Raw genomic sequence first — 21,651 nt, forward strand, 5'->3', positions numbered from 1 at the left:
ATAGGCTCGGTCGTGCCGTTTCGGTGCCATCAATCATGATGGGCGTCGATCCGGTTACGCGCTGCATTCATGCGCACGACCCGTTGCGCCGTCGTGACGGGCAGGGCCTGGAAGGCTTCCATCATGCCTCGCATCACTTCGGGGGGCGTCTCCCGCTCCGATTGCGATGCCATGAACAGCTTCAGGATCTTCCAGCCGAATCTGACCGAGCGGACGAGATAGAGCAACGGCTCGTAGGACGGCGCCTCGTAGGCCTCGATCGCCACATGGCTGGGAACGCCGGCGAGGCGGGCGAGCCCCACCAGCGCTTCGGTCTCGCGACCCGAATCGAGCCAGCCGACGAGGATGGCCTCGGTGATCTCGCCGCGCCGCGACTGGCCGCCGACGAACACTTCGGCCGCGAAGACGGCCCGTTCCGGCGTCGGATCGCTCAAGGGATCGACGGCCTTCGTGGACGCATCGGCGCGTCTCAGAATGCTCGGCATGTCGTCGCGCCCCCGGAGACTCGCCGCGAGTTCGGGGTCGGACAGGCTCCGGCCGACGAGGCGCGTATAGCCGTCGAGGGAGAAGAGGGCACCGGGGTTGCGTGCCACCGAGCGCGAGACCTCGGCATTGCCGCGCTCGACGATGATGTCGGTCACGCGTTCGATTAGCCTGTTTCGACGCGTCAGCGCCATGAGGTGAGGTTGCCCGCAGTCGCGCGCGATCGTAGCCAGATCGTCGTCGCCGAGCGACGCGGCCCGTTCGAGCGCGGGGGCCGCCACGGCCGAGGCGGGATCGAAGGCGAGGTCGCGGATGACGCCGGGGGGAGCGTTCGCGATCGAGGCGATGCGGCGCGACAGGTCGATCCTGTCGGCCTCGTCCATGGTGCGCGCCAGATGCAGCATCACCGTATCGAAGGCATGGACGTGATCGGTGCCGAGGCGGGGCGCGTAGTCGGCGAACAGGGCGGTCAGGTTGCGAAGGATCGACGAACGGCGCTGCGTCGGGACGTCGCCCATCGTGAGGTCGAGCTGCTGGACGAGGGAACCGAGGGCTGTCGCCATGTGCGCGAGGGTCTCCGGCCAACCTCAGGTGCCATTGCACGCCCAAGACATCACGAATTCGTCGCGGCTCCGTTAACGCCGCCACGATCCGGTCGCGGTCGGCGCCGCATCGCGTCGGCCGAGGACGCCCGGCACAGGAATTTGGCGCGGGAACGGGGCCGATCTCAGGCTTTCGGCCGGTCGTCCTGGTCGCGCACCTAATACATTGGAAGTATTCTGATTTATCGATGTGACCAAGAAGCATCTTTGCATCGGCGGGGCGCTGGTTTACGCGCTGGATACAATGAGCAAGACCAAACACTCCGCCCTGCTTTCCGCCAGCCTTCTGGCCATCGTGGCGCTCGGCTCCGGCGTCGCCTCGGCGAAGGAGACGCCGATCGGTCCTCACGTGACGCGGGACGGTCTGGAAGTGGCCGCGGTCTATCTGCAGCCGATCGAGATGGACCCGCCGGACATGATGCGCGCCGCCGCGCAATCCGACATCCATCTCGAGGCCGATATCCGCGCGGCCAAGGACAATCGCAACGGCTTCGCCGAAGGCGACTGGCTGCCCTCCCTCGACGTGAGTTTCGAACTGACGAAGCTGGAGGGCGATGCCGCCACCGGCCCGAAGGTGAGCGGCTCGCTGATGCCGATGGTCGCCAATGACGGCCCGCATTACGGCGACAACGTCAAGCTCAGCGGCCCCGGCCGCTACCGGCTCAAGCTGATCGTGGCGCCCCCCGGCAAGAACCAGCATTTCGGCCGCCACGTCGACAAGGAGACGGGCGTCGCCGAATGGTTCAAGCCGTTCGACGTGATCCAGGACTTCACCTTCGCCGGGACCGGCAAGAAGGGCGCGTATTGACCGACGCGACGCATCACATGGGACACGTCCTCCGCAGCCTCGCCGTTGCCGTCTGCGCCGTTGTGCTCGCGGGCATCGCCCCGGCACGGGCCGACGACATGCCGGTGATCAAGGTCGAGATGAAGGATGGCGTGATCCTCCCCGCGATCATCGAGGTTCCGGCCAATACCCGCTTCAAGCTCGAGATCAGCAATACCGGCACCTCGCCGGTGGAGTTCGAGAGCATGGAACTGAAGCGCGAGAAGGCGCTCGCCGCCGGCTCGACCTCGGGCATCGTGTTCCGCACCCTCGATCCCGGCACCTACGACGTGTTCGACGATTTCCACCCGGACGCCAAAGCCAAGCTGGTCGCGAAGTAGGCCGATGGCGGCGAGCGCTTCCACAGACCACCGCGATGCCTGGATCGACCAGCGCCTCGCGGAACTCGGCCATTGGCTGCAGCGCCACGGCGGCGTGATCCGCAGCGTGCAATGGGCGGTGGTCGCGGTCTATCTCGTCCTCGTGGCGGTGCCCGCCTTCCTGCCTCTGCCGGATCGCACGGCCCATCTCTGGAACAACCTGACGGTCCTGGCGCAATTCGCGTTCTGGGGCATCTGGTGGCCCTTCGTTCTCGTGAGCATGGTCCTCGTCGGACGGGCCTGGTGCGGGGTGCTCTGCCCCGAAGGCACGCTCACCGAATTCGCCAGCCGGTGGAGCCTCGGCCGCGCGGTCCCGCGCTGGATCACCTGGGGCGGCTGGCCCTTCATCGCCTTCGCCGGAACCACCGTCTACGGCCAGATGGTCAGCGTCTACGGCTACCCGAAGCCGGTACTGGCCGTGCTCGGCGGCTCCACCGTGGCGGCCATCGCGGTCGGCCTCGTCTACGGCCGCAACAAGCGGGTCTGGTGCCGCTATCTCTGCCCCGTCAACGGCGTCTTCGCGGTGCTGGCCAAGCTCGCCCCGGTGAGCTTCCAGGTCGACCGCCCGGCCTGGGCCGCCTCCGAGAGGCCGCAAGGCGTCTCGTTCAACTGCGCCCCGTTGGTGCCGGTGAAGACCATGCGCGGGGCCGGCGCCTGCCACATGTGCGGGCGCTGCAGCGGCTATCGCGGCGCGGTGCGCCTCGCCCGGCGCTCGCCGGCCTACGAGATCGTCCACGTGGCCGGCACCGAGCCCAGCCTCGAACAGACGATCCTGATCCTGTTCGGGATGATGGGCCTCGCGGCCGGCGCGTTCCAATGGTCGTCGAGCCCCTGGTTCATCGACGCCAAGCAATGGCTCGCGACCTGGCTGATCGAACACGGCATGGTCTGGCCGCTCGAGACCACGTTGCCGTGGTTCGTGCTAACCAATTATCCCGAGCACAACGACGTCATGACCCTGCTCGATGGCGGTCTGCTGCTGGCTTATATCGCCGCCGCGACGATCGTCCTCGGCCTTGGCCTGTCCGCCCTGGTGGCGCTCGCCACGCGGGGTCTCGGGACCTGGTCGTGGCCGCGCTTCCACCACCTGACGCAGACGCTGATCCCGATCGCGGGATGCGGCGTCTTTCTCGGCCTCTCCGCCCTCACCGTCACCTTCCTGCGCGGCGAGGGGCTCGCCATGCCATACGTGGCGGAACTGCGGGCGGGCCTGCTGATCGGCGCGAGCCTGTGGAGCGCGTGGCTGGCCTGGCAGGTGGCGGGGCTGTCGGCCGCGGGCCTGCGTCGGATCGGCGCCACCGCCTGCATCGCCGCCGCCGCCGCCCTGTCCGTCTCCGGTTGGGTGCTTCTGTTCTGGATCTGGTAGGGCGCTCATCCCGCCCAGCCGCGACATCGAAGGAGATCTCCGCATGATCGGAGCGTTCGTCATCGCCTTTCGCGAGGTTATCGAAGCCGGCCTGATCATCGGCATCGTGCTGGCGGCCACCCGCGGCATCGCCGGGCGCGGCCGCTGGATCGGTCTCGGCGTACTCGGCGGTCTCGCCGGTGCCTGCCTCGTGGCCCTCTTCGCCGAACGGATCTCCGACGCGTTCGAAGGCGCCGGCCAGGATATCCTCAACGCCGCCGTGCTCGGCGTCGCCGTCCTCATGCTGATCTGGCACAACACCTGGATGAGCCGCCACGGGCGCGAGCTCGCCGGGGAACTGAAGGCCGCCGGTGAGTCAGTGCGCCGGGGCGAGAGCACCGCCGCCGCACTCGCCTTCGTCGTCGGCGCGGCGATCCTGCGCGAGGGCGCGGAGCTCGTGCTGTTCCTCTACGGCCTTGTCGCCTCGGGCACGTCGGGCTCGGACCTGCAGATCGGGGCGCTGGCTGGCGTCGGCGCCGGAATCCTGTTGTCGGCCGTGAGCTATTTCGGCCTCGCCGCGATCCCGACCCGCTACGTCTTCTCGGTGACGAGCGCGCTCATCATCTTCCTCGCCGCCGGGCTCGCGGCGCAGGCGGCGAGGTTCCTCGCCAATGCCGGCCTCGTCACCGTGCTCGACCGGCCGGTCTGGAACACCGCGAACATCCTGCCCGAAGGCAGCCTGCCCGGACGGGTGCTGCACGCCCTCGTCGGCTACACCGACAGCCCAACGGGACTGCAGGTGATCGTCTATCTCGGCACGATCCTGGTGATGGTCGGCCTGATGCAATGGTCGTCCGCAGACAAGAAGCGGCGCACCCTGCGGACGGCCTGAACCCCATTCAGGGAAGAGGCCATCGATGGACGTGAATCACGATTCGGCGGCCCCGGCGGCGGCGGCCATCGGCTTCGACGACTTCCTGGCGGTCGATATCAGGATTGGCACGGTGGTCTCCGCCGAGCCGTTCCCCGAGGCGCGGAAACCCGCCATCAAACTCACCGTCGATTTCGGGCCGACGATCGGCACCAAGCGGTCGAGCGCCCAGATCACCGGGCATTACCGGCCCGAGGATCTGGTCGGCCGTCAGGTCGCGGCGGTGGTGAACTTTCCGCCGCGCCAGATCGGCAAGCTCCTGTCCGAGGTGCTGGTTCTCGGCTTCGCCGACGCCAACGGCGCCGTCGTCCTGTTCCGGCCGGACCATCCCGTGCCGGATGGAAGCCGCCTGTTCTGAGCGTCTCTCAACGCCGTGCGGGCGCGCCGGCGATCCAGGCTTCGAGGCGCGCGGCGATGAGGGCGGGATCGCCGCTGAGAGCCACGATCTTCTGGCGCGCCGTCTCGCCGGTGACGATGCGAAGATCGGATCTTCGCATGCCGAGAGCGGCGGCGAGCGCCGCGATCAGCGCCGTGTTGGCGGCACCCTCAACCGGCGGCGCCGCGACCCGCATCTGCACGGAAACCCGTCCATCGGCGCTCGCGACGATGCCGTCGAGACCGGTCCGGCTCGCGCGCGGCGTCAGGCGCACGGCGAGCCGGATTCCGTCCTGGGTCGGCGTGTAGGGCCGGGCGGGACCGTCCATCACGGCTCACCGATGCCGGCCGGGAGCAGGCCGCAGGCTTGCGTCGTTCTCCGCAGGCGTGGGCGGGCGATCGCGTCGACGACGCCAAGCAGGGGATATCGCCCCTCGGGCCGGTCGTCCGTCCGCGCGGCGAGATCGTCTGCAAAGCCTTCGGCAAGGCGTTTGCGTCTGGAAGACGTGATGGGCGCCGAGGCGGCGAGGCCGGCGTCAGAGCCTGTCATTTGCACGCTGTCGACACGCATTTTAAATCCAGAGGGCTGTCCCGGCGGCGTCGTTGCACTAAGCTTCACCGCATCATCACTGGAATGCGTCAATGTCCGATCTCCGCCTGCGCCGCAGCGTTCTCTACATGCCCGGCTCGAACCAGAGGGCCCTCGACAAGGCGAAGACGCTGCAGGCCGATGCTCTCATCCTCGACCTCGAAGATGCGGTCGGGCCGGATGAGAAGGAACTCGCGCGAGATCAGGTCTGTGCCGCGGTGAAAGGTGGCGGGTATGGCAGCCGGGAGCTGGTGATCCGCGTCAACGCTCCGCAGACCCCCTGGGGCGAGGCCGATCTGAAGGCGGCGATCCAGGCCTGTCCCGACGCCATCCTGATGCCGAAAGTGTCCTCGCCGGCGGTGCTGGAGAGCATCGCCAACCATCTCGAAGCCCTCGACGCGCCGGAGAGCATCGACGTCTGGGCGATGATCGAGACGCCGGCCGCGATCCTCAACATCCAGGAGATCGCCAAGGCCCGGCGCGACCGGCGCACCCGGCTCACCTGCTTCGTCCTCGGGACCAACGATCTCGCCAAGGACACCTGGGCCCAGCTCGTGCCCGGCCGCGTGCCGATGCTGCCCTGGATGATGTTCACCCTGGCCGCCGCCCGTGCCGAGGGCCTCACCATCCTCGACGGCGTGTGGAACGACATCGGCGATGTCGAGGGCTGCCGCACCGAGTGCCGGCAGGCGCGCGACCTCGGCTTCGACGGCAAGACCCTGATCCACCCCAACCAGCTCGAGCCGGCCAACACCTCCTTCGCTCCCACCGAGGAGGAGGTGCGCCGCGCCACCCTGGTCATCGATGCGTTCGACAAGCCCGAGAACGCCAAGCGCGGCGCGATCAAGGTCGAGGGCCGGATGTACGAGCGCCAGCATATCAGCATGGCCCGCCGTGCGGTGAACTGGTCGGAATCCATCGCCGCGCGCGGATATTGAGCGCGTCGCTGCGTCGCGAGGGCTCGGTCCGGCCGGGGAACAAGGCGATGCGGAGCGGAATTTCCCGCTCATCGCACCTCTCCCGCCCCGCCGGGCCTTCTTCCGTCGTGCTCGCGTCCCACGGGACGCGGCGTCGGGAGGGGTCGGGCCTGACGGGCGAGGTGAGCATCGGGGGGCGGCATCGCCGTCCGATGACGCTTTCTCCAAAGGACATTGCCGCCTCATGAGCCCGATCCTCGAACCCTTCACCCTCGGCGACCTCACCCTCAAGAACCGCGTCGTGATGGCCCCGCTGACTCGGAGCCGCTCGTCGGACGCGGGCGTCCCGCCGGATTTCGCGGTCGATTACTACGCGCAGCGCGCCAATGCCGGCCTCATCATCACCGAGGCGACGAACATCTCGCCCCAGGCCGTCGGCTATGCGCTGACGCCCGGCATCTGGACCGACGCGCAGGTGGAAAGCTGGAAGGCCGTCACCGCCGCGGTCCATGCCAGCGACGGTCGCATCTTCCTCCAGCTCTGGCATACCGGCCGTATCTCGCATCCCGACGTTCAGCCGAACGGCCAGTCGCCGGTGGCACCCTCGGCCCTGAAGCCGGAGGGCATGGCCTTCACCAAATCCGGTATGAAGCCGCATGAGACGCCGCGCGCCCTGGAGACCGACGAGATCCCGGGCATCGTCGAGGATTACCGCCGGGCCGCCGAGAACGCCAAGCGCGCAGGGTTCGACGGCGTCGAGATCCATTCGGCCAACAATTATCTGCTCGAACAATTCGTGCGCGATTCCACCAACCACCGCACCGACCAGTATGGCGGCTCGATCGAGAATCGCCTGCGCTTCCCCCTCGCCGTGGTAAAGGCGGTGACCGAGGTCTGGGGCGGCGGCGGGCGCGTCGGCATCCGCCTCTCGCCCGCGACCACGGAGCCGGGCAAGACCGCCCTCGACAGCGATCCGAAGGCGACCTTCGGGGCCTATGTCGACGCCCTGAACGGCTTCGACCTGCTCTACGTCCACACGATCGAGGGGGTGACGCAGCAGACCCGCGACGTGCCGGACGAGGTCGATTTCGGCCAGATCCGCAAGCGGTTCAAGGGCGCCTATATCGGCAACAACCAGTACACGCTCGAACTCGCCGAGAAGGACCTCGCCGAGGGTAGGGCGGACCTGTTCAGCTTCGGCCGGCCCTACATCGCCAATCCCGACCTCGTCGATCGCCTCCGCGAAGGCGCGCCGCTCGCCGAAGCGCCCAAGGCCTATTGGTATGGCGGCGGTGCCACCGGCTATTCCGACTGGCCGGGCATGAACGGTCCGGTCGCGTTCCGGCGCTGAGGCATCAGCCCCTGGGCGAGGGTGACGTCTCGTTGCCCTTCGCCTCGGCCTGCGGACCCTCCTGCCGCACCGGTTGCGGCACCGAGGCGTCCGGGTAGCGCTTGCGGTATTCCTTCAGGAAGGCCTGCAGCGTCTCCGCCTTGGTGGCCTTTTGGGCGATCTCGCGGAAGGCCTGGCTTCGCACCGCGTTCGGCTGGGTGAGGAGGGCGAAGGTGCGGGCATCCACGCTCTCCGCCATCGGCTCGGCGAACTTCGCCCTCAGGCGTTCGAGCCCGAGGGTTTCGCCGGCCAGGCCGTAGGCGATGGCGGCGCGGACGACGTCGGACCGCATCGCATCGTCGAGGGGTTTGCGCATCCGCCACGCCTCGCCGACCATGGCCTCGTGCGCCTCGCCGGCCTCGCGCCAGCGGCGGCCGGTCCAGAGGATGTCTGCGCGCAGGCGGTCGGAATCGGCGCCCGTCTCCGCCTCGATCGTCTCCAGTGCCAGATCGGTGCGCGACAGGTCCGAGAGGGCGCGGGCCCGGATCAGGGCGCGGGCGCGGCGCAGATCCTCGGGGAGTTCGGGCTGGTAGGTGGCGTCGATGACCTGCAGCGCCTGAAGCGGTTTCTCGTCCATCATCCGGATGGTCGCCAGCCGCGCGGCGACGCCGGCGCGAGCGGGGCCGGTGAGCCGCTTATCCACCTGGTGCTGCAGCAATTCACCGGCCGAATCGAGCAGGTCGAGTTCCACGAGCTTGTCGGCGAGCCGGCGCACGATCTCGTCGCCGCGGCGACCGATCGGGGCGAAGTCCTTGAAATCGAAATAGAGCGCCAGCGCCTCGACGCCGGACATCGTGGCGCCCTTCTCGCTGAGATAGAGATCGTCGAAGAGTTCCTGGGCGCTGTCGTGAAGTTCGCGGCTGATCGGCGATTCCGGCGCCAGGGCATCCGCCTTGCGCGAGGCCACGAAAGCCTGCCGCCAGCGCCCCGCTTCCATGTTCAGCTTGGCGAGCGCGGCGACCGTCCTCTGCTCGACCTCGTCGCCGTGCCAGGTGAGGAGAAGCGTCTCGAGCCGCTCGATCGCGTCGGCCACCGGCATCTTGCCGAGCGCGTGGGCGAGCACCGTGGCGCGCAGGGTCGCCGCTGAGGCGATCGGGCGCTCGGCGGTGTCGGACAGGCGCTGATAGGCATCGAGGGCGGCGCTGGTCTGGCCCGTCACCTCGTCGATGCGGGCGCGCAGCAGCGCCAAGCGGTCGGTCACGGAGCGGACCGCCGCGCGCGGCAGCGCCGCGACGATCTGCTTGCCGGCCGCCGCCCAGTCTCCGTTCTCGATCGCGGCTTCCGCCGCCGCCGTGCGCAACAGCGCCTGGAGATCGTCGGGATAACGCTCGATGACGCTCGCCGTGTCGCGGAACGCGGTATCGGCGGCGGGCCAGCGCCCAGCCTTGGCATCGAGATAGCCCTTCCACAGACGGGCTTCCGGGTCGGTCCGCAGGAACTCGCTGTCGAGGGCCTTCCGCGCATCGGCGTAGCGGCCCATCTCGGTATTCGCGACGGCCGTGAGGATCGCGAGTTCGCGCTGTCCGGCCATGACCGGGTCCTCGCTCGCCGCCACCTGAAGCGCGCCCAGGGCTTCCACGCCGAGCCCGTTGGCGAGCATGCTTCTCGCCAGATTCAGGCGGAGCGGTCCCCGTGCCGGCCGGGGCGCCTCGACCACGGCGTTCAGCTGCTCGCGCAGGTTCTCGCCGATATCGCCGCTTCTCGCGGCGTCCCAGGGCCGGCGCTCGATCGCGAGATCGCTCACCGCGGTCAGTGCCGGCTCGGCGGGCTTGGCGACGCCGGAGACGGACATGCCGCCCTCGCGGCCGACGGAGACGCCGTCCATGTCCGGGCGCACCAGCAGATCGTCGGCCTTGGCCAGAACCGCGACGCCCTGACGGCTGGGCAGCAGCTCGAAATCGACGAAGACCTGTCGCTTGGGGATTCCCGCCGGCTTCGGACCGTAGCCGGTCACGATGCCGATCCGCTCGCCATTGCGCTCGATCCAGGTCGATCCGCCGGGATTCGGCAAGGGGATTCCGATGCCGATGCGTCCGCTCGCTTCCGGGCTGCGGATGGCGGAGAGAGGCTCGCTGGCTGACAGGTTCTGGCCGGCGACGAGTTCCCAGCCGGTGGGCGCATCGGCATCGCCCATGGGAACGAGGTCGAGAAGCCGGTCGCTCGGGACCTTGAAGTTGAGGATGACGAAAGCGCCCTGGCGCCGGGGCACGTTGACGGAATCGAACACGGGATCGCCGGCCGGGACGATGACCGGGTCGGGCGTCTCGAAGACCAGGGTGGCGAGGCCGGCGCGCTCGAACAAGGCCGCGGCAGGCTGGCGCTGGAACGGGAAGGCGAGGCCGGGTCCCGCCGGCCTCAGGACGACGACCTTCTGCGGCGCGACCGGAGCGGCACCGGCGGCTTTCGGCGGCATCGCGCCGACCGGCGCCCCGGCCGGCCTTACAGGCATGTCGGCCGCCTGGGCCTTCAGGTCCATGGAGGCCGCCTTGGCATCCGTGGGTGAGGACTTGCGGACGAGATCGAGCGTGACGCCGTCATCGTCCCGCGCGGCGCGGATCTCGTAGCCGGCGGCCGGCGTCACCGTGAGATGCGCGCCCTCGGCATCGCTCTCGACGGCCAGGGACTCGATGACCGGCTTGGTCCGGCCGCGCGCCGCGATGTCGTCGATGCGCCAGGCACCGGGTATCGTCAGCCGCGTCGACAGTCCCGCCTCGTTGAAACGCGCGACGGTCTCCGGTGCGAGCTTGAGGCTGAGCCGCGTCAGGGTCGGGAGGCGCGAGAGTTCGAGGGGCAGCCGCTTCGGCTCGACGACCGGAGCGGCGGCGCGCATGGCCGCTTCCGCCACCTGCGTCCGGCGGACGAGTTCGGCCACGATCTCGGGCGGCAGGGGAGGGGGAAGGCCCTGCCAATCCTCCGGCAGGAGATCGATGAAGACGTGCTCGCCGGCCGTCTGGACATTGAGGCGATAGGGCCTCTGCAGGGCGATGCGCAGGCCCGTTCCATCGGGATCGCGGCGAACCATCGAGACGAAATCCGGCATGTCCGCCGTGATCTTCTCGGGCACCGGATTGCTGCGCTCGCCAAAGGTCACGAGCAGGACGAGGCCGGAAATCCTGGCCTTCACCGGAACTGCGGAATCGAAGGTCAGGGCGATCCGGCCGTAGCGCCCGAGCTGGTTGCCCTTGATCGCGAGAATCCGTGCCGCCTCGGCCCGATCCGCCCAGGCGAAACCGCCTGCCAGGATCGACGTCGCGACGAAACCGGCCATGAGCCGGCGCCGTCGTGTCGCGATTCCGGCCTCCATTCCCATCGCAGGTTACGCCACACCGGATTGCGCGGGGCGCCCGAAAGGGGCCGACGCGGAACGCTACACCATCCGCGACTCTCCACCTTCGAGGCTAACGGGCGCCTAACGTCCCACCAGTGATCTGTCTCAAAATCGGTCTTCGGCGCGATCGCGCGAGAATTCGCGGCCATTCCGGCGGATGTCAGAGTGCATTGGGAGCGTGTCGCCGGATCGCTGCTCCGGACCCGAACAAAAAACCCCGCACCGGTTTTTCACCGGGCGAGGCGAGTCTTCAGAAGGACATTCCTTGGGAGGAATAACACCATCCTAGCATGTGGTATCCCACAAATGCCACATCGACGCCCGGCTTGTTCACAGCCCCGGCGAGCGATGCGAAATCAACCCGCATGCATGGAGACGAAATCTTCCCGGCCGAGGTTGCGATCTACAACCCGCCATTGCCGCCGCTGCCGCCCCCGGCGCTTCCTGCCCCGGACGAGCGCGACGGCTGGCTGGAATTTCCGCCCGCCGCCGAATCGCCGCGACGGAGACGGCCGCCGGTATTGTTCGACATGCTGGGAGTGCCGAGTCCGCGCTTCGAATGGCGCGAGCGCGCATCGGCGTCCGTCGTCATCTGCGCGAGGGCGAGGGAGGACAGTGCGGCTGCGCAAAGGGTAAGCGTCAACGTCTTCATGGATACTCCTGTCGGTTGCTGATGCAACGCAAGAGCGTCATCAAGTATCCATGCGGCATCGTTGCGGGCCCGGACAGCAAAAGCCCCGCCTGGCGCGAGCCGGACGGGGCGAAGTCGGGAAGTCCCCTCGGGGCTGAGGGTATGGGTTAGACGCTTCACCGCATGCAGATCATCCCGATAAGACGACGACCGCACAGATGTCGCACCACCGCGATCGGTCGCCGCCCTAGATGAATGTTCCATTCAACGGGACCGGGCGTCGATGTGGTATCTCTACGGCATCGTCCTCCTCGCAGGCGTCGCGAACGCCGTGCAGGCAGGACAGAACGGAGCTTTGGCGAAGAGCCTCGGCTGGTCCCTGAGCGCCGGCCTCGTCGTGGCGGCGGGCACGGCGACCTGCATTCTCGTGGTGGGGCTCGCATCGGGCAAGCTCACCCTGCCGACGGCGGCCCAGGCGCTGGGGGTGCCGTGGTGGGCCTGGTTCGGCGGCGTGCTCGGCGGTGGCATCGTCCTGGCGCAACTGCTGGTGGCCCGCGAGATCGGGGCGGCCCCATTCCTCGGGATGCTCGTGACCGCCGGTGTCGTCACCTCGATCCTGCTCGATCATTTCGGCTGGATCGGCTTCGAGCGTCACCCGGCGACGATCTGGCGGATTTTCGGTGGCCTGCTGATGATCGGAGGCGTCGCCCTGGTGGCGGGGTCGTAGATCGTCACCCCGAAAAGTGGGAACCGGTCATGGAAGACAGACGATGGACCGTCGAGGGGCGATACCGGAATTGGTCCCGCCGAACCGTCGCGATGCCGAACCAGCGGCACCGTATCCGTTGCGAGCCCGCCCCCGTCTGCTAGGAAGCCCGATGCACCGTTATTTCCCCGTCCTCATCGCCGTCGCGGCCATACTCGCGGTCGGAATCCTGTTCGCGTTCGTGCGCCACGGCGACACGGCGCACATCTCTCCCGTGCAGCAGACGGAGTCCCGCTGATGCGCCGCCTGATGCCGTTGGTGATCCTGGGTCTCGCCGCGATCCTCGCCGTGATCTGGGTCGGCGTGTGGAATTTCGAGCTGCTTCGGACCGAGAGGGCCGAGAATGGCGGGGCCCCGGCGGTGCCCGCCTGCGATCCGAACAACGCCATCGGCAAGGCGGTTCTGCCGGACTGCCCGGATGCGTCCATCAACGCGACGTCGAAACCCTAAAGCGTCGCCCGTCCGTGAGCGCCATGGCCTTGCGGCCATGGTCCGGTTCAGGGCCGACGGGAGCCCTCGTCCCTCACTTCTTCACGACGAGGCCGGGAAGGGTCTTGCCGTTCTCGCCAAAATTGGTCAGCGCCTTGGCGCAATTGGCCGGGACGTCCTGGGAATAGACGTCGGCGTAGGCCTTGACCCGCAGGATCAGTTCGCCGCCCGCCAGAGCGTCCGGTTCGATCCCGAGGCCCCGCACCACCGTCTTGAACGTCTCGTAATTCGGCTTGGCATCCGGGCAGGAATTCGAGACGAACTGGAGAAGTCCGGCGAGCTTGGCGGCGGTGTTCTTCTGCCGCTCTTCCTTGGTGTCCGGCGGCGGAGGCGCGTCCGGCGCAGGTTGAGCGGCGAGCGGAGCCGTCAGGCTCCCCAACAGGAGCGAGGCGAGCAAGATCTGCTTCATGGATGGCGTGTTCCTACCTGTCTGTCTCATCGCCTGACTGTTCGACGTCAGTTCGACAAGGCGCTTGCCCGGGCGAGGGCGGCACCGAAGCCATTGAGCGGCACGGTGATGGTCGTCGGTTCGGTGGCGTCCTGCTTCAGGGCGAGGATGAACAGGTTCTTGGCGGTCTTCATCGCGTCGGTGGCGAGCGTCGGCAGGCTCACCGGGACGAGGCAGCCTTCCGAGCTGCAGGCATAATACGGAGCGCCCTTGCCCAGCACCGCCTCGTCGATCTTAAAGCTCAGGCCAGGCTCGATCTGGAAGCCGAACGGCATCAGGATCAGCCCATCGGTCCGGTCGTTGGCGGGGGCCTTCAACTCGATCGCGAATTCACGACGGTTCTCGCGCTTCGACCCCTGGGCCTGCACCACCGAACAGATCGTCGCCTGATTCTCGCGGGAGCAGTTGATGCTCCAATCGCCGTAGGTCTCGCTCAGGGCGCTGGCGCCCTCGGGCCAGGCCGCCTTGGCGGGGGCAGCGGCCGGCGCGGCGGCGACGGGTGCGGCGGGCTTGGGCGCGGGCTTCGGTTTCGGCTTGGGTTTCGGCTTCGGCGCGGCATCCGGGGCGGCGGGCGCATCCTGCTCCGGCGCGGCGTCCTGCGCCGCGGCACCATTCCAGGCGTGGCAGGTGGCGGCGAGCGAGAGCACACCGACCAGGGGCAACACGTGTCTCCAGCGCATCAAGCGGGTATCCGGCATTCGAACGGGGTCTGACGTGCCGCCTAGCCCTCCCGCTCGGCGAGCGCAATGCACGCAGCCGGATCACGCACCGTGTCCCACTGGCAATTCGGCCCGATTTGTCATCCGGGCCGCTGCGGATCAGCGACGCTTGTCGGAGAGGCCGCCCTGGTCGATCGCCGGCAATTCGTTGGGTCCGAGACCCAGGACGACCGGCTGCTGCGCGGGCATCTGGCCGCGGGCCCGGTTAGCGAGCGCCACCGTCAGTTTCTCCGCCGGCTCCGACTGCATCAACGCCAGCACCTCCGCCATCTTGCGCGGGTTCATCGCCAGGACGATGGGGACCAGCACGTCGAGGGAGAGGCGGTCGAAGACGCGGGAGGCATCCTTGGGCTTCATCGTCTCGTACATGGTGACGATGTTCTTCAGGCCGGCCTTCTCCGCCTCGGCCTTCTGCGCGCCGCTCCCGTCGGTCTTGTCCTCGTTGCGCTTGAGGTCGTCCACGCCCTCTTCGAGCTTGCGCTCGGCGGTGCCGAGCATCTGCTCGCGCAGGTTCAGGGTGTCGTCCCGCTGCTTGAGGGCGTCGCGCCGGGCGGCCAGCTTCTCGAGGATGGCCCGCTCGCTGGCCGGCATCGGCTCCGGGGGCGGCGGCGGCCTGGGAGCGGGGGGCTCCGGCTCGGGCGCGGGCTTCTCGGGCTCCTTCGGCGTCACCGAACCGGTCGTCACGGGGTCCGGGATCTCGTAGTTGCTCCGCGCCTTGGCGAGAGCCCGCGCGAATTCCGGAAGTTGCGCCGCAGCCGGGACGGGTTCCGGTTGCATGTCGTCGATCACGATCGCGGAGAGCTTGAGCACGAGCAGCCCGACGGCCGCCAGCGTCACCGCATCGATGAGGCGCAGCTTGTAGGGACGCGCCTGACCGGAGCCCGCTTTTGCAGGAGCTTTTTGGGCATGGCGTGTCTGGGGATGGCCTGCCTGAGGATGGCCAGTCCGGGCGAGGCCCGTCTGAGAGAGGGCTGCCTGTTTCAGGTGGACGAGGAGGCCCGGAATCTTCACGCGGCGCGGCTCCGCAGGCGGCCGAGGGCGCGCTCGGACATGGCGAGGGCGGCGGCGGCGGCGACACCGAGGCGCTCACCGTTGGGGCTCGATGCGCCGGCCTTCGGCGCATCCTCCGTGTGAGCCGGGCCGGGGCGAACCTCTGAGGGGCGGATCTCGACGAGGGGCACGGCGGCGATCCGCGACGGCTGCGCATGCGACACGATGGCCGAGATGCGGGCGATCACGGTCTCACCGGCCTGGACATGGGCGGAGAGGTCGGCGGCGTAGCGCTCGGCGGTGCCGAGGCGGTCGGCCAGGGTCCGGTCGCACTCGTCGAGGGTGGCGCGCAGGCCGATGATCGCGCGCTCGGCGGTCGAGCTCGCGACGACGAGGTCGCCGATGGTCTGGCGCAGGCCCGCCTCGTCGGCCTTCATCCGGGTGATGCGCCGGCTCAGGCGCACCGACGAGACGATGCTGGCGACGAGGAGGACGGCGACGAGGATGTCGGCGGCGAGGGTGACGAGGAGGCTCATGGCGCGGTCACCCGTCGTTGCGGTTGTTCATGGAGGCCTCGAAGGCCTGGAGCGTGGTGCGCGAGCGCCGCAGCGGACGCGTGAGCTGCACCGAGATGTTGTCGTCGACCCGGCCGATGCGCCCCTGCGTCAGGGCCCAGTCGCCGCAGCGCACGGAGATCAGGTCGGTGGGCTTGGTGTCGAACATCAGCGTGTCGCCGACCTTCAGCGACAGCACCTTCTTCAGCGGCAGCATCATCTCGTGGAGCACGGCCTCCATGGTCGCGTCGGCCTGCCAGATCTCGGTGGCGAGATGGCTCTCCCAGGTATGGTCGCGGCCGAGCTTCTCGCCCATGAAGCTCTGCATCAGCAGTTCACGGATCGGCTCGATCGTGGCGTAGGGGAACAGGATCTGGAGCAGGCCGCCGCGCCCGTCCATGTCGAGCTTGAGGCTGATCAGGATGGCGGCGTTGGCCGGCCGGGTAATGGTGGCGAAGCGCGGGTTGGTCTCGATCCGGTCGATGGCGAAGCGCACCGGCGAGAGCGGCTGGAACGAGAGTTCGAGATCGGAGAGGATGATCTCCACGAGGCGCCGCACCAGCTGCATCTCGATGGTCGTGAACGGCCGCCCGTCGAGGCGGGTCGAGGTGCCGCCGCGCTTGCCGCCGAGCAGCAGGTCCATGGTCGAGTAGGCGAGGTTCGATTCCACCGTGACGAGGCCGGAATTCTCCCAGGCATCGGCGCGGAAGACCCCGAGCAGGGTCGGCAGCGGAATGGCGTTGAGGTAGTCGCCGAAACGGACCGAGGTGATGTTGTCGAGGGTGACCTCGACGTTGTCCTGGAAGAAGTTGCGCAGGCTCGTCGACAGCAACCGGATCATCCGGTCGAAGACGATTTCCAGCATCGGCAGGCGTTCGTACTGAACGACGCCAGAATCCACGATGGCGCGGACACCGCCGGCGCCCGAGGCCGACAATTCACGAAGGCTGAAGCCGAGGACGCCGTCGATCTCGTCCTGGTTGAGGATGCGGTCGTTGCCGGCGAGTTCGGGGAGATTGTCGGTCTCCCCGTCCTCGATCATCGTCGCCCATTCGGCGGCGACGTCGCTGGCATGCGTGGTCGTGCCCTGCTCGGCGAGCGCGGCACCCCATTCGTCGGCCAGCGATGTCTCGCCGCCTTCGGCGTTCTGCTCGATCAGGGCGGTTGCCCAATCGTCCTCTTCGAGCTCGTCTTCGGGACCTGCCATGACCGTCTCGACACCGATAGTGGGGTTACTGGACGATCACGTCCTTGAAGAGCACGGCCTCGGCCCGTGCCGGATGGATCGCGACGTTGACGCGCCGCAGCAGTTCCTCGCGCAGGCGATAGAGCCCGGCCGAGCCGGCGAGGTCGCTGGCGCGCAATTCACGCATGTAGACCTGGAATGTATCCTCGATCCGCGGCATCAGCGGCTTCACCTCGCCCTCGACCTTGGCGTCCTTCAGTTCGAGGGAGACCTTGACCTTGGCGACGCGCGGCTTGTCCTGACCGGGTTCGTTGGTGAGGTTGATCGTCATCTCGCGGACGTCGAGGAAGACGAGAGGCTTCTTCATTTCGACGGCGGCCGGATCGCCGTGACCGTCGCCGGCCTTCTTCTTCATCATGACGTATCCGCCACCGCCGCCGGCCAGCAGCAGCACGGCCGCGCCGATGATGATGATCTTCTTCTTGCCGCCCTTCGGGGCTTCGCCCTCGGCGCCTTCCCCTTCGGCGGCGGGGGCCTTCTTGGGCTTCTTGGCCATGGAGCGCCCTCTTCGAATCTCGTCCCAGGGTGCGAGCGGCGGTGATGGCCCGCGACCCCGTTCGTCCAGATATCTGCGGTCACGGTTAACGTGTCGTTAAGGCGGCAAATCCTGCCGGGTGGTTTCTGCCGCGAGGATGCGGCGGCATCCTGTCCGGACGAGGCATGGGTTCAGACAAGGCGCTGATTAATAAGGGAATTATCTATTTTTCGACGATGGCACGGCCCGTGCGGACATCCTTAACGTCGCCGTAGACCGAGGCCTTGTCGATCCATGCAGAACGCGCTGTTTGTCGGAGTTTCCAGTCAGGTCGCCCTGCAGCGTGAGCTCGACGTGATCGCCAACAACATGGCGAACGTCTCCACCACGGGCTTCAAGGGCCGCAACACCCGCTTCCAGGAATACCTGATGCCGGTGGCGAGCGCCGACTCGTTCCAGCGCCAGGACCGGCGCGTCTCCTACGTCATCGACCAGGGCACCGCCCTCGACCTCGCCCAGGGGCCGATCGAGCAGACCGGCAATCCGCTCCATGTCGCCGTGCGCGGCGAGGCCTTCCTCGTGGTCCGCACGCCGAACGGCGACCGCTACACCCGCAACGGCGCGTTCGAGACCGACGCGCAGGGCAATCTCGTCAACAGCGACGGCTACCCCGTCCAGGGCGAAGGCGGCCCGATCCAGATCAACGCCCAGGAGACCGGCCTCACGATCGGGCCGGACGGCACGGTCTCGACCAATATCGGCATTCGCGGCCGCGTCCGGATGGTGACCTTCGCCAATCCGCAATCGCTGACCAACGAGGGCGCCAACCTCTACGCCTCGACAACGGCTCCGGTGGCCGCCGGCTTGAACGGCCGGCTCGAATCCGGGGCGCTCGAGCGCTCCAACGTCAAGCCCGTCATCGAGATGACCCGGCTGATGGACGTGAACCGCACCTACACCATGGTCTCGGGCGTGATCTCGCGCCTGGATGAATTGCGGGGCACGGCGATCCGCCGCCTCGCCGACGTCGCGTAAGGAACCCCGACGATGCGCGCCCTCTACGCAGCCGCCACCGGCATGGCGGCCCAGGAACTCAACGTCCAGGTCATCTCGAACAACATCGCGAACCTGCGTACCACCGGCTACAAGCGCCAGCAGGCCCATTTCCAGGACCTGCTCTACCAGAACATGCGCCGGGCCGGTTCCTCGACCTCGGACCAGAACACCCAGCTTCCCGCCGGCCTCGCCATCGGCTCGGGCGTGAAGACGACCTCGACCGCCCGGACGATGTCACAGGGCACGCTCACCTCGACGGAGAAGGAATACGACGTCGCCATCCGTGGCGAAGGCCTGTTCCGGGTGACGATGCCCGACGGCCGCATCGCCTATTCCCGAGACGGGTCCTTCGATCTCTCCGCACAGGGGCAGCTCGTCACCCGCGACGGCTACCTCGTCGATCCGGGCCTGACGGTTCCCAACAATGCCACCAGCGTCACGATCAGCGCGCAGGGCTCGGTCCAGGCGACCATTCCCGGCCAGACCGCGCCGCAGACCCTCGGCCAGTTCCAGCTCGCCCGCTTCGTCAACAAGGTCGGTCTCGAATCCATCGGCGACAACCTGTTCATCGAGACCGCCGCCTCCGGCCCCGCCATCAACGGCCTGCCCGGCTCGGAGGGCTTCGGCAACCTGCAGCAGAGCTATCTCGAAGAGGCGAACGTCAACGCCGTCAACGAGATCTCGTCCCTGATCGCCGCGCAGCGCGCCTACGAGATGAACTCGAAGGTCGTCACCGCCGCCGACCAGATGCTCTCCACCACCTCGCAGATGTTCCGCGGCTGACCGACCGGACACGTCCTCCGGCCTGACATCGTCGTCCCCCGTTCCCGCATCAGCCCGCCTCCGAAAGCGTCCTGCCATGTACGCCCTGAGACAGATCCGCCCCGCTCGACGGAAGCGCGTCGCCACGCTCACGCCCGGCATCGTCATGCGCGTGGGCTTCGCTTTGGCGGCCCTGAGCTTCATGACGGTCCATGTCCTCGCCGAGGAAGCCGGCCAGCGCCTGCGCCTGCGCGGCGACGTCACCGCGCGCGGCGATATCCTGACGCTGGGCGACCTCGTCGAAGGTGCATCGGCCGACCTCGCCAGACGGCCGCTGTTCCGCGCCCCGACGCTCGGCGCCTCGGGCACGATACAGGCCCGCCGCATCGCCGAGGCCCTGGCGACCCTTGGGCTCGGCGAGATCGAGACCGGCGGCCGCCAGCAGGTCTCCGTGCAGCGCGCGGCCCGGCGCGTCGGCCCGACCGAGATCGAGGCCGCGATCAAGCGGGTGCTCGAAACCTCCTACGGGCTCGACCAGCGCAACCTCGCGATCCGCCTCGATGGCGAGAACACGATCCTCCTGGCTCCGGTCGATCTCGACGGTCAGGCGACGGCCCTCGATCTCACCTACGATCCCCGCCTCAAGCGGGTCGCCGCCCTCATCACCCTGGGCGAGCGCCAGGCGTCCCTGCGCGTGTCCGGGCAGGTCCAGGAAATCCGCGAGGTCCAGATCCTGTCCCGCTCGCTCAACCGAGGCGACACCTTGAGCGCCGAGGACATCGCCACCGAGCGGCGTCCCCGCGAGACGACGCCGGCCGATGCCCAGGGCAGTTCCGTCGCCGTGATGGGGCAGGTCGCCCAGCGCAGCCTGAGTGCCGGCGCCATTCTCCGGTCCGGCGATATCGCACCGGCGGACCTCGTCCAGCGCGGCGAGGCGGTGACCATCGTCTTCGACACGCCTGGCCTCAACCTCTCCCTGCGGGGTCAGGCCAACGAGAACGGACGGCTGGGCGCGGCGATCACCGTCACCAACCCCGTCTCCAAGAAGATCCTCGCCGCCACCGTGATCGGCCCCGGCCGCGTCTCGGTGAGTTCGCCCGCCAGCGTCGGCCGTCAGGCCAGCGCGACGTTCGACACCGGACGCTGAATCCGGCTCGGCCATCCCGACGAGAGAAGCTGGTCCCCATGGAAAACCATATCCTGAGCCACGGTTCGGCACGCCGCCTCGCCCGCAAGCCCCTGGCGCTCGCCGCCGCCCTGATGGCCTGCTCGGGCCTCGGCGCCTGCAACACCGTCGATCGCCTGTCGCAGATCGGTGCCACCCCGCCGCTCTCGGCCATCGAGGACCCGACCTCGCAGCCCGGCTACCGCCCGGTGCGCCTGCCGATGCCGGATATCCAGCCGGTCTCCTACGCGCCGAACTCCCTGTGGCGGACGGGGTCGCGCGCCTTCTTCAAGGACCAGCGCGCCGCCCGTATCGGCGACCTCGTCACGGTGAAGGTCAACGTGACCGACAAGGCCAACCTGAACAACGAGACGAAGCGGTCGCGCTCCAATGCCGAAGGTCTCGGTCTGCCCAACGCCTTCGGCCTCGAGAACAGCGCCGCCATCGCCGCCGCCGGCATCAGCCCGGACAAGCTGATCACCGGGACATCGACCTCGTCGAGCGACGGTGCCGGCTCGGTTCAGCGCAACGAGACGGTGACGACCAACATCGCCGCCATCGTCAACCAGATCCTGCCCAACGGAAACCTCGTGGTGGAGGGCAAGCAGGAAATCCGCATCAATTTCGAGGTGCGCGAACTCATCGTCGCCGGCGTGGTGCGGCCGGAAGACATCGAATCGGACAACACCATCGACTCGTCGAAGATCGCCCAGGCCCGCATCGCCTATGGCGGACGCGGACAGATCACCGACGTGCAACAGCCCCGCTACGGCCAGCAGCTGGTCGACGTTCTGCTGCCGTTCTGAGCCGGCTCAGGACGAGGGGATCAATGCTCGGTGCCGGGCCGGTTCGGGCGCGGCGCGGTGCCGTGGTTGTCGACGAAGGCCGAGCGTTCCGGGTCGTGCTTCAGCTTGGCCACCCGGGCGCGCTGCCACATCGCCACCGCGATGACGATGGCGAACGTCGCGATGGCGAGTACGAAAATCAAAACCCCATTGTCCATGGCTCAATCCTTGATCGACACAAAGTCGTATCAGGAATCGTGAAATCAGGACGAAGGTTCCAGCTTGGCTTTAGCAATGCCAAGCCAAGTTGATAACGGGTCTTCGGCTTAGCCTGCCTGGCCGAAACCTTTGCGAGCGCTCTTCGCAGTCGCTGACGTTTCCAGCGAAGCGGGACAGGGC

The 21,651-nt window shown here is 68.1% G+C and carries 26 protein-coding genes; 14 read left to right on the forward strand and 12 right to left on the reverse strand.

Annotated elements, in window-relative coordinates; translation table 11 throughout:
* Positions 1–29: 29 nt before the first annotated feature.
* Positions 30–1,046 (reverse strand): DUF2336 domain-containing protein, encoded by a 1,017-nt coding sequence (locus A3OK_RS0121700; protein WP_019906999.1) that lies wholly within the window; start codon positions 1,044–1,046, stop codon positions 30–32.
* A 283-nt stretch (positions 1,047–1,329) separates the two neighbouring features.
* On the opposite strand from A3OK_RS0121700, the gene A3OK_RS0121705 reads away from it, so the two are divergent.
* Genes A3OK_RS0121705 through A3OK_RS0121725 form a run of 5 tightly spaced genes read left to right on the forward strand, consistent with a single transcriptional unit; the run spans position 1,330 to position 4,925 of the window.
* Positions 1,330–1,893 (forward strand): iron transporter, encoded by a 564-nt coding sequence (locus tag A3OK_RS0121705; protein WP_026597531.1) that lies wholly within the window; start codon positions 1,330–1,332, stop codon positions 1,891–1,893.
* Positions 1,894–1,910: 17 nt separating this feature from the next.
* Positions 1,911–2,252, forward strand: a complete 342-nt coding sequence (locus A3OK_RS0121710) for a cupredoxin domain-containing protein (RefSeq protein ID WP_019907001.1) — start codon at positions 1,911–1,913, stop codon at positions 2,250–2,252.
* A gap of 4 nt (positions 2,253–2,256) precedes the next feature.
* Positions 2,257–3,657, forward strand: a complete 1,401-nt coding sequence (locus A3OK_RS0121715) for a 4Fe-4S binding protein (RefSeq protein WP_019907002.1) — start codon at positions 2,257–2,259, stop codon at positions 3,655–3,657.
* A gap of 43 nt (positions 3,658–3,700) precedes the next feature.
* Positions 3,701–4,528, forward strand: coding sequence for an FTR1 family protein (locus tag A3OK_RS0121720; protein ID WP_019907003.1), 828 nt, complete (start codon positions 3,701–3,703; stop codon positions 4,526–4,528).
* Positions 4,529–4,553: 25 nt separating this feature from the next.
* A complete protein-coding gene (locus tag A3OK_RS0121725) occupies positions 4,554–4,925 on the forward strand; it encodes a tRNA-binding protein (RefSeq protein WP_019907004.1) in 372 nt (123 codons plus the stop codon).
* Between the two features lie 7 nt (positions 4,926–4,932).
* Here A3OK_RS0121725 and A3OK_RS0121730 read toward each other — a convergent pair whose 3' ends face one another.
* Both A3OK_RS0121730 and A3OK_RS0121735 read right to left on the reverse strand, forming a co-directional pair.
* Entirely contained in the window at positions 4,933–5,271 is a 339-nt protein-coding gene (locus A3OK_RS0121730; RefSeq protein WP_019907005.1) for a DUF167 family protein, read from the reverse strand.
* A complete protein-coding gene (locus A3OK_RS0121735) occupies positions 5,271–5,513 on the reverse strand; it encodes a hypothetical protein (RefSeq protein ID WP_155912087.1) in 243 nt (80 codons plus the stop codon). Before A3OK_RS0121735 ends, A3OK_RS0121730 begins: the two co-directional genes overlap by 1 nt.
* A 71-nt stretch (positions 5,514–5,584) precedes the next feature.
* On the opposite strand from A3OK_RS0121735, the gene A3OK_RS0121740 reads away from it, so the two are divergent.
* Complete coding sequence (locus A3OK_RS0121740; RefSeq protein WP_019907007.1) at positions 5,585–6,469, forward strand: CoA ester lyase; 885 nt, start codon at positions 5,585–5,587, stop codon at positions 6,467–6,469.
* Positions 6,470–6,692: 223 nt separating this feature from the next.
* Positions 6,693–7,799, forward strand: coding sequence for an alkene reductase (locus tag A3OK_RS0121745; protein ID WP_019907008.1), 1,107 nt, complete (start codon positions 6,693–6,695; stop codon positions 7,797–7,799).
* Positions 7,800–7,803: 4 nt separating this feature from the next.
* Here the strand turns inward: A3OK_RS0121745 and A3OK_RS0121750 are convergent, their stop codons facing one another.
* Both A3OK_RS0121750 and A3OK_RS0121755 read right to left on the reverse strand, forming a co-directional pair.
* Positions 7,804–11,106, reverse strand: a complete 3,303-nt coding sequence (locus A3OK_RS0121750; RefSeq protein ID WP_155912088.1) for a tetratricopeptide repeat protein — start codon at positions 11,104–11,106, stop codon at positions 7,804–7,806.
* A 463-nt stretch (positions 11,107–11,569) separates the two neighbouring features.
* Complete coding sequence (locus A3OK_RS0121755) at positions 11,570–11,818, reverse strand: hypothetical protein (protein ID WP_019907010.1); 249 nt, start codon at positions 11,816–11,818, stop codon at positions 11,570–11,572.
* Positions 11,819–12,080: 262 nt separating this feature from the next.
* Here A3OK_RS0121755 and A3OK_RS0121760 point away from each other — a divergent pair, with 262 nt between their 5' ends.
* The 3 genes from A3OK_RS0121760 (at position 12,081) to A3OK_RS0121770 (ending at position 13,013) form a co-directional block, all read left to right on the forward strand.
* Positions 12,081–12,524: a DMT family transporter gene (locus tag A3OK_RS0121760; RefSeq protein ID WP_019907011.1), complete on the forward strand. Its 444-nt coding sequence runs from the start codon at positions 12,081–12,083 to the stop codon at positions 12,522–12,524.
* 151 nt (positions 12,525–12,675) lie between these two features.
* Entirely contained in the window at positions 12,676–12,801 is a 126-nt protein-coding gene (locus A3OK_RS24775) for a hypothetical protein (protein WP_019907012.1), read from the forward strand.
* Positions 12,801–13,013 carry a hypothetical protein gene (locus tag A3OK_RS0121770; protein ID WP_019907013.1) on the forward strand — a complete coding sequence of 71 codons (213 nt, stop codon included), beginning with the start codon at positions 12,801–12,803 and terminating at the stop codon, positions 13,011–13,013. Before A3OK_RS24775 ends, A3OK_RS0121770 begins: the two co-directional genes overlap by 1 nt.
* 73 nt (positions 13,014–13,086) lie before the next feature.
* Here A3OK_RS0121770 and A3OK_RS0121775 read toward each other — a convergent pair whose 3' ends face one another.
* From A3OK_RS0121775 to fliL, 6 genes are all read right to left on the reverse strand, one after another.
* Positions 13,087–13,461 (reverse strand): hypothetical protein, encoded by a 375-nt coding sequence (locus tag A3OK_RS0121775; protein WP_019907014.1) that lies wholly within the window; start codon positions 13,459–13,461, stop codon positions 13,087–13,089.
* A gap of 47 nt (positions 13,462–13,508) precedes the next feature.
* Positions 13,509–14,180 (reverse strand): invasion associated locus B family protein, encoded by a 672-nt coding sequence (locus A3OK_RS0121780; protein ID WP_019907015.1) that lies wholly within the window; start codon positions 14,178–14,180, stop codon positions 13,509–13,511.
* Between the two features lie 138 nt (positions 14,181–14,318).
* Positions 14,319–15,074: a hypothetical protein gene (locus A3OK_RS0121785; RefSeq protein ID WP_245259460.1), complete on the reverse strand. Its 756-nt coding sequence runs from the start codon at positions 15,072–15,074 to the stop codon at positions 14,319–14,321.
* A gap of 152 nt (positions 15,075–15,226) precedes the next feature.
* On the reverse strand, positions 15,227–15,745 hold the full coding sequence (locus A3OK_RS0121790) for a DUF6468 domain-containing protein (RefSeq protein ID WP_019907017.1): 519 nt from the start codon (positions 15,743–15,745) through the stop codon (positions 15,227–15,229).
* Between the two features lie 7 nt (positions 15,746–15,752).
* Positions 15,753–16,970 (reverse strand): flagellar motor switch protein FliM, encoded by a 1,218-nt coding sequence (gene fliM / locus A3OK_RS0121795; protein ID WP_019907018.1) that lies wholly within the window; start codon positions 16,968–16,970, stop codon positions 15,753–15,755.
* A 25-nt stretch (positions 16,971–16,995) separates the two neighbouring features.
* Positions 16,996–17,505 (reverse strand): flagellar basal body-associated protein FliL, encoded by a 510-nt coding sequence (fliL, locus tag A3OK_RS0121800; RefSeq protein WP_019907019.1) that lies wholly within the window; start codon positions 17,503–17,505, stop codon positions 16,996–16,998.
* Between the two features lie 273 nt (positions 17,506–17,778).
* On the opposite strand from fliL, the gene flgF reads away from it, so the two are divergent.
* From flgF to flgH, 4 genes are all read left to right on the forward strand, one after another.
* Positions 17,779–18,519 (forward strand): flagellar basal-body rod protein FlgF, encoded by a 741-nt coding sequence (gene flgF / locus A3OK_RS0121805; RefSeq protein ID WP_019907020.1) that lies wholly within the window; start codon positions 17,779–17,781, stop codon positions 18,517–18,519.
* 12 nt (positions 18,520–18,531) lie between these two features.
* Positions 18,532–19,323 carry a flagellar basal-body rod protein FlgG gene (flgG, locus tag A3OK_RS0121810; RefSeq protein WP_019907021.1) on the forward strand — a complete coding sequence of 264 codons (792 nt, stop codon included), beginning with the start codon at positions 18,532–18,534 and terminating at the stop codon, positions 19,321–19,323.
* A gap of 76 nt (positions 19,324–19,399) precedes the next feature.
* Entirely contained in the window at positions 19,400–20,449 is a 1,050-nt protein-coding gene (gene flgA / locus A3OK_RS0121815; RefSeq protein ID WP_019907022.1) for a flagellar basal body P-ring formation chaperone FlgA, read from the forward strand.
* 38 nt (positions 20,450–20,487) lie between these two features.
* Positions 20,488–21,273 carry a flagellar basal body L-ring protein FlgH gene (flgH, locus tag A3OK_RS0121820; protein WP_019907023.1) on the forward strand — a complete coding sequence of 262 codons (786 nt, stop codon included), beginning with the start codon at positions 20,488–20,490 and terminating at the stop codon, positions 21,271–21,273.
* A 20-nt stretch (positions 21,274–21,293) separates the two neighbouring features.
* Here flgH and A3OK_RS24430 read toward each other — a convergent pair whose 3' ends face one another.
* Positions 21,294–21,470: a hypothetical protein gene (locus A3OK_RS24430; RefSeq protein WP_019907024.1), complete on the reverse strand. Its 177-nt coding sequence runs from the start codon at positions 21,468–21,470 to the stop codon at positions 21,294–21,296.
* Positions 21,471–21,651 lie beyond the last annotated feature (181 nt).

Source organism: Methylobacterium sp. 77, assembly GCF_000372825.1.
GTDB lineage: Bacteria > Pseudomonadota > Alphaproteobacteria > Rhizobiales > Beijerinckiaceae > Methylobacterium.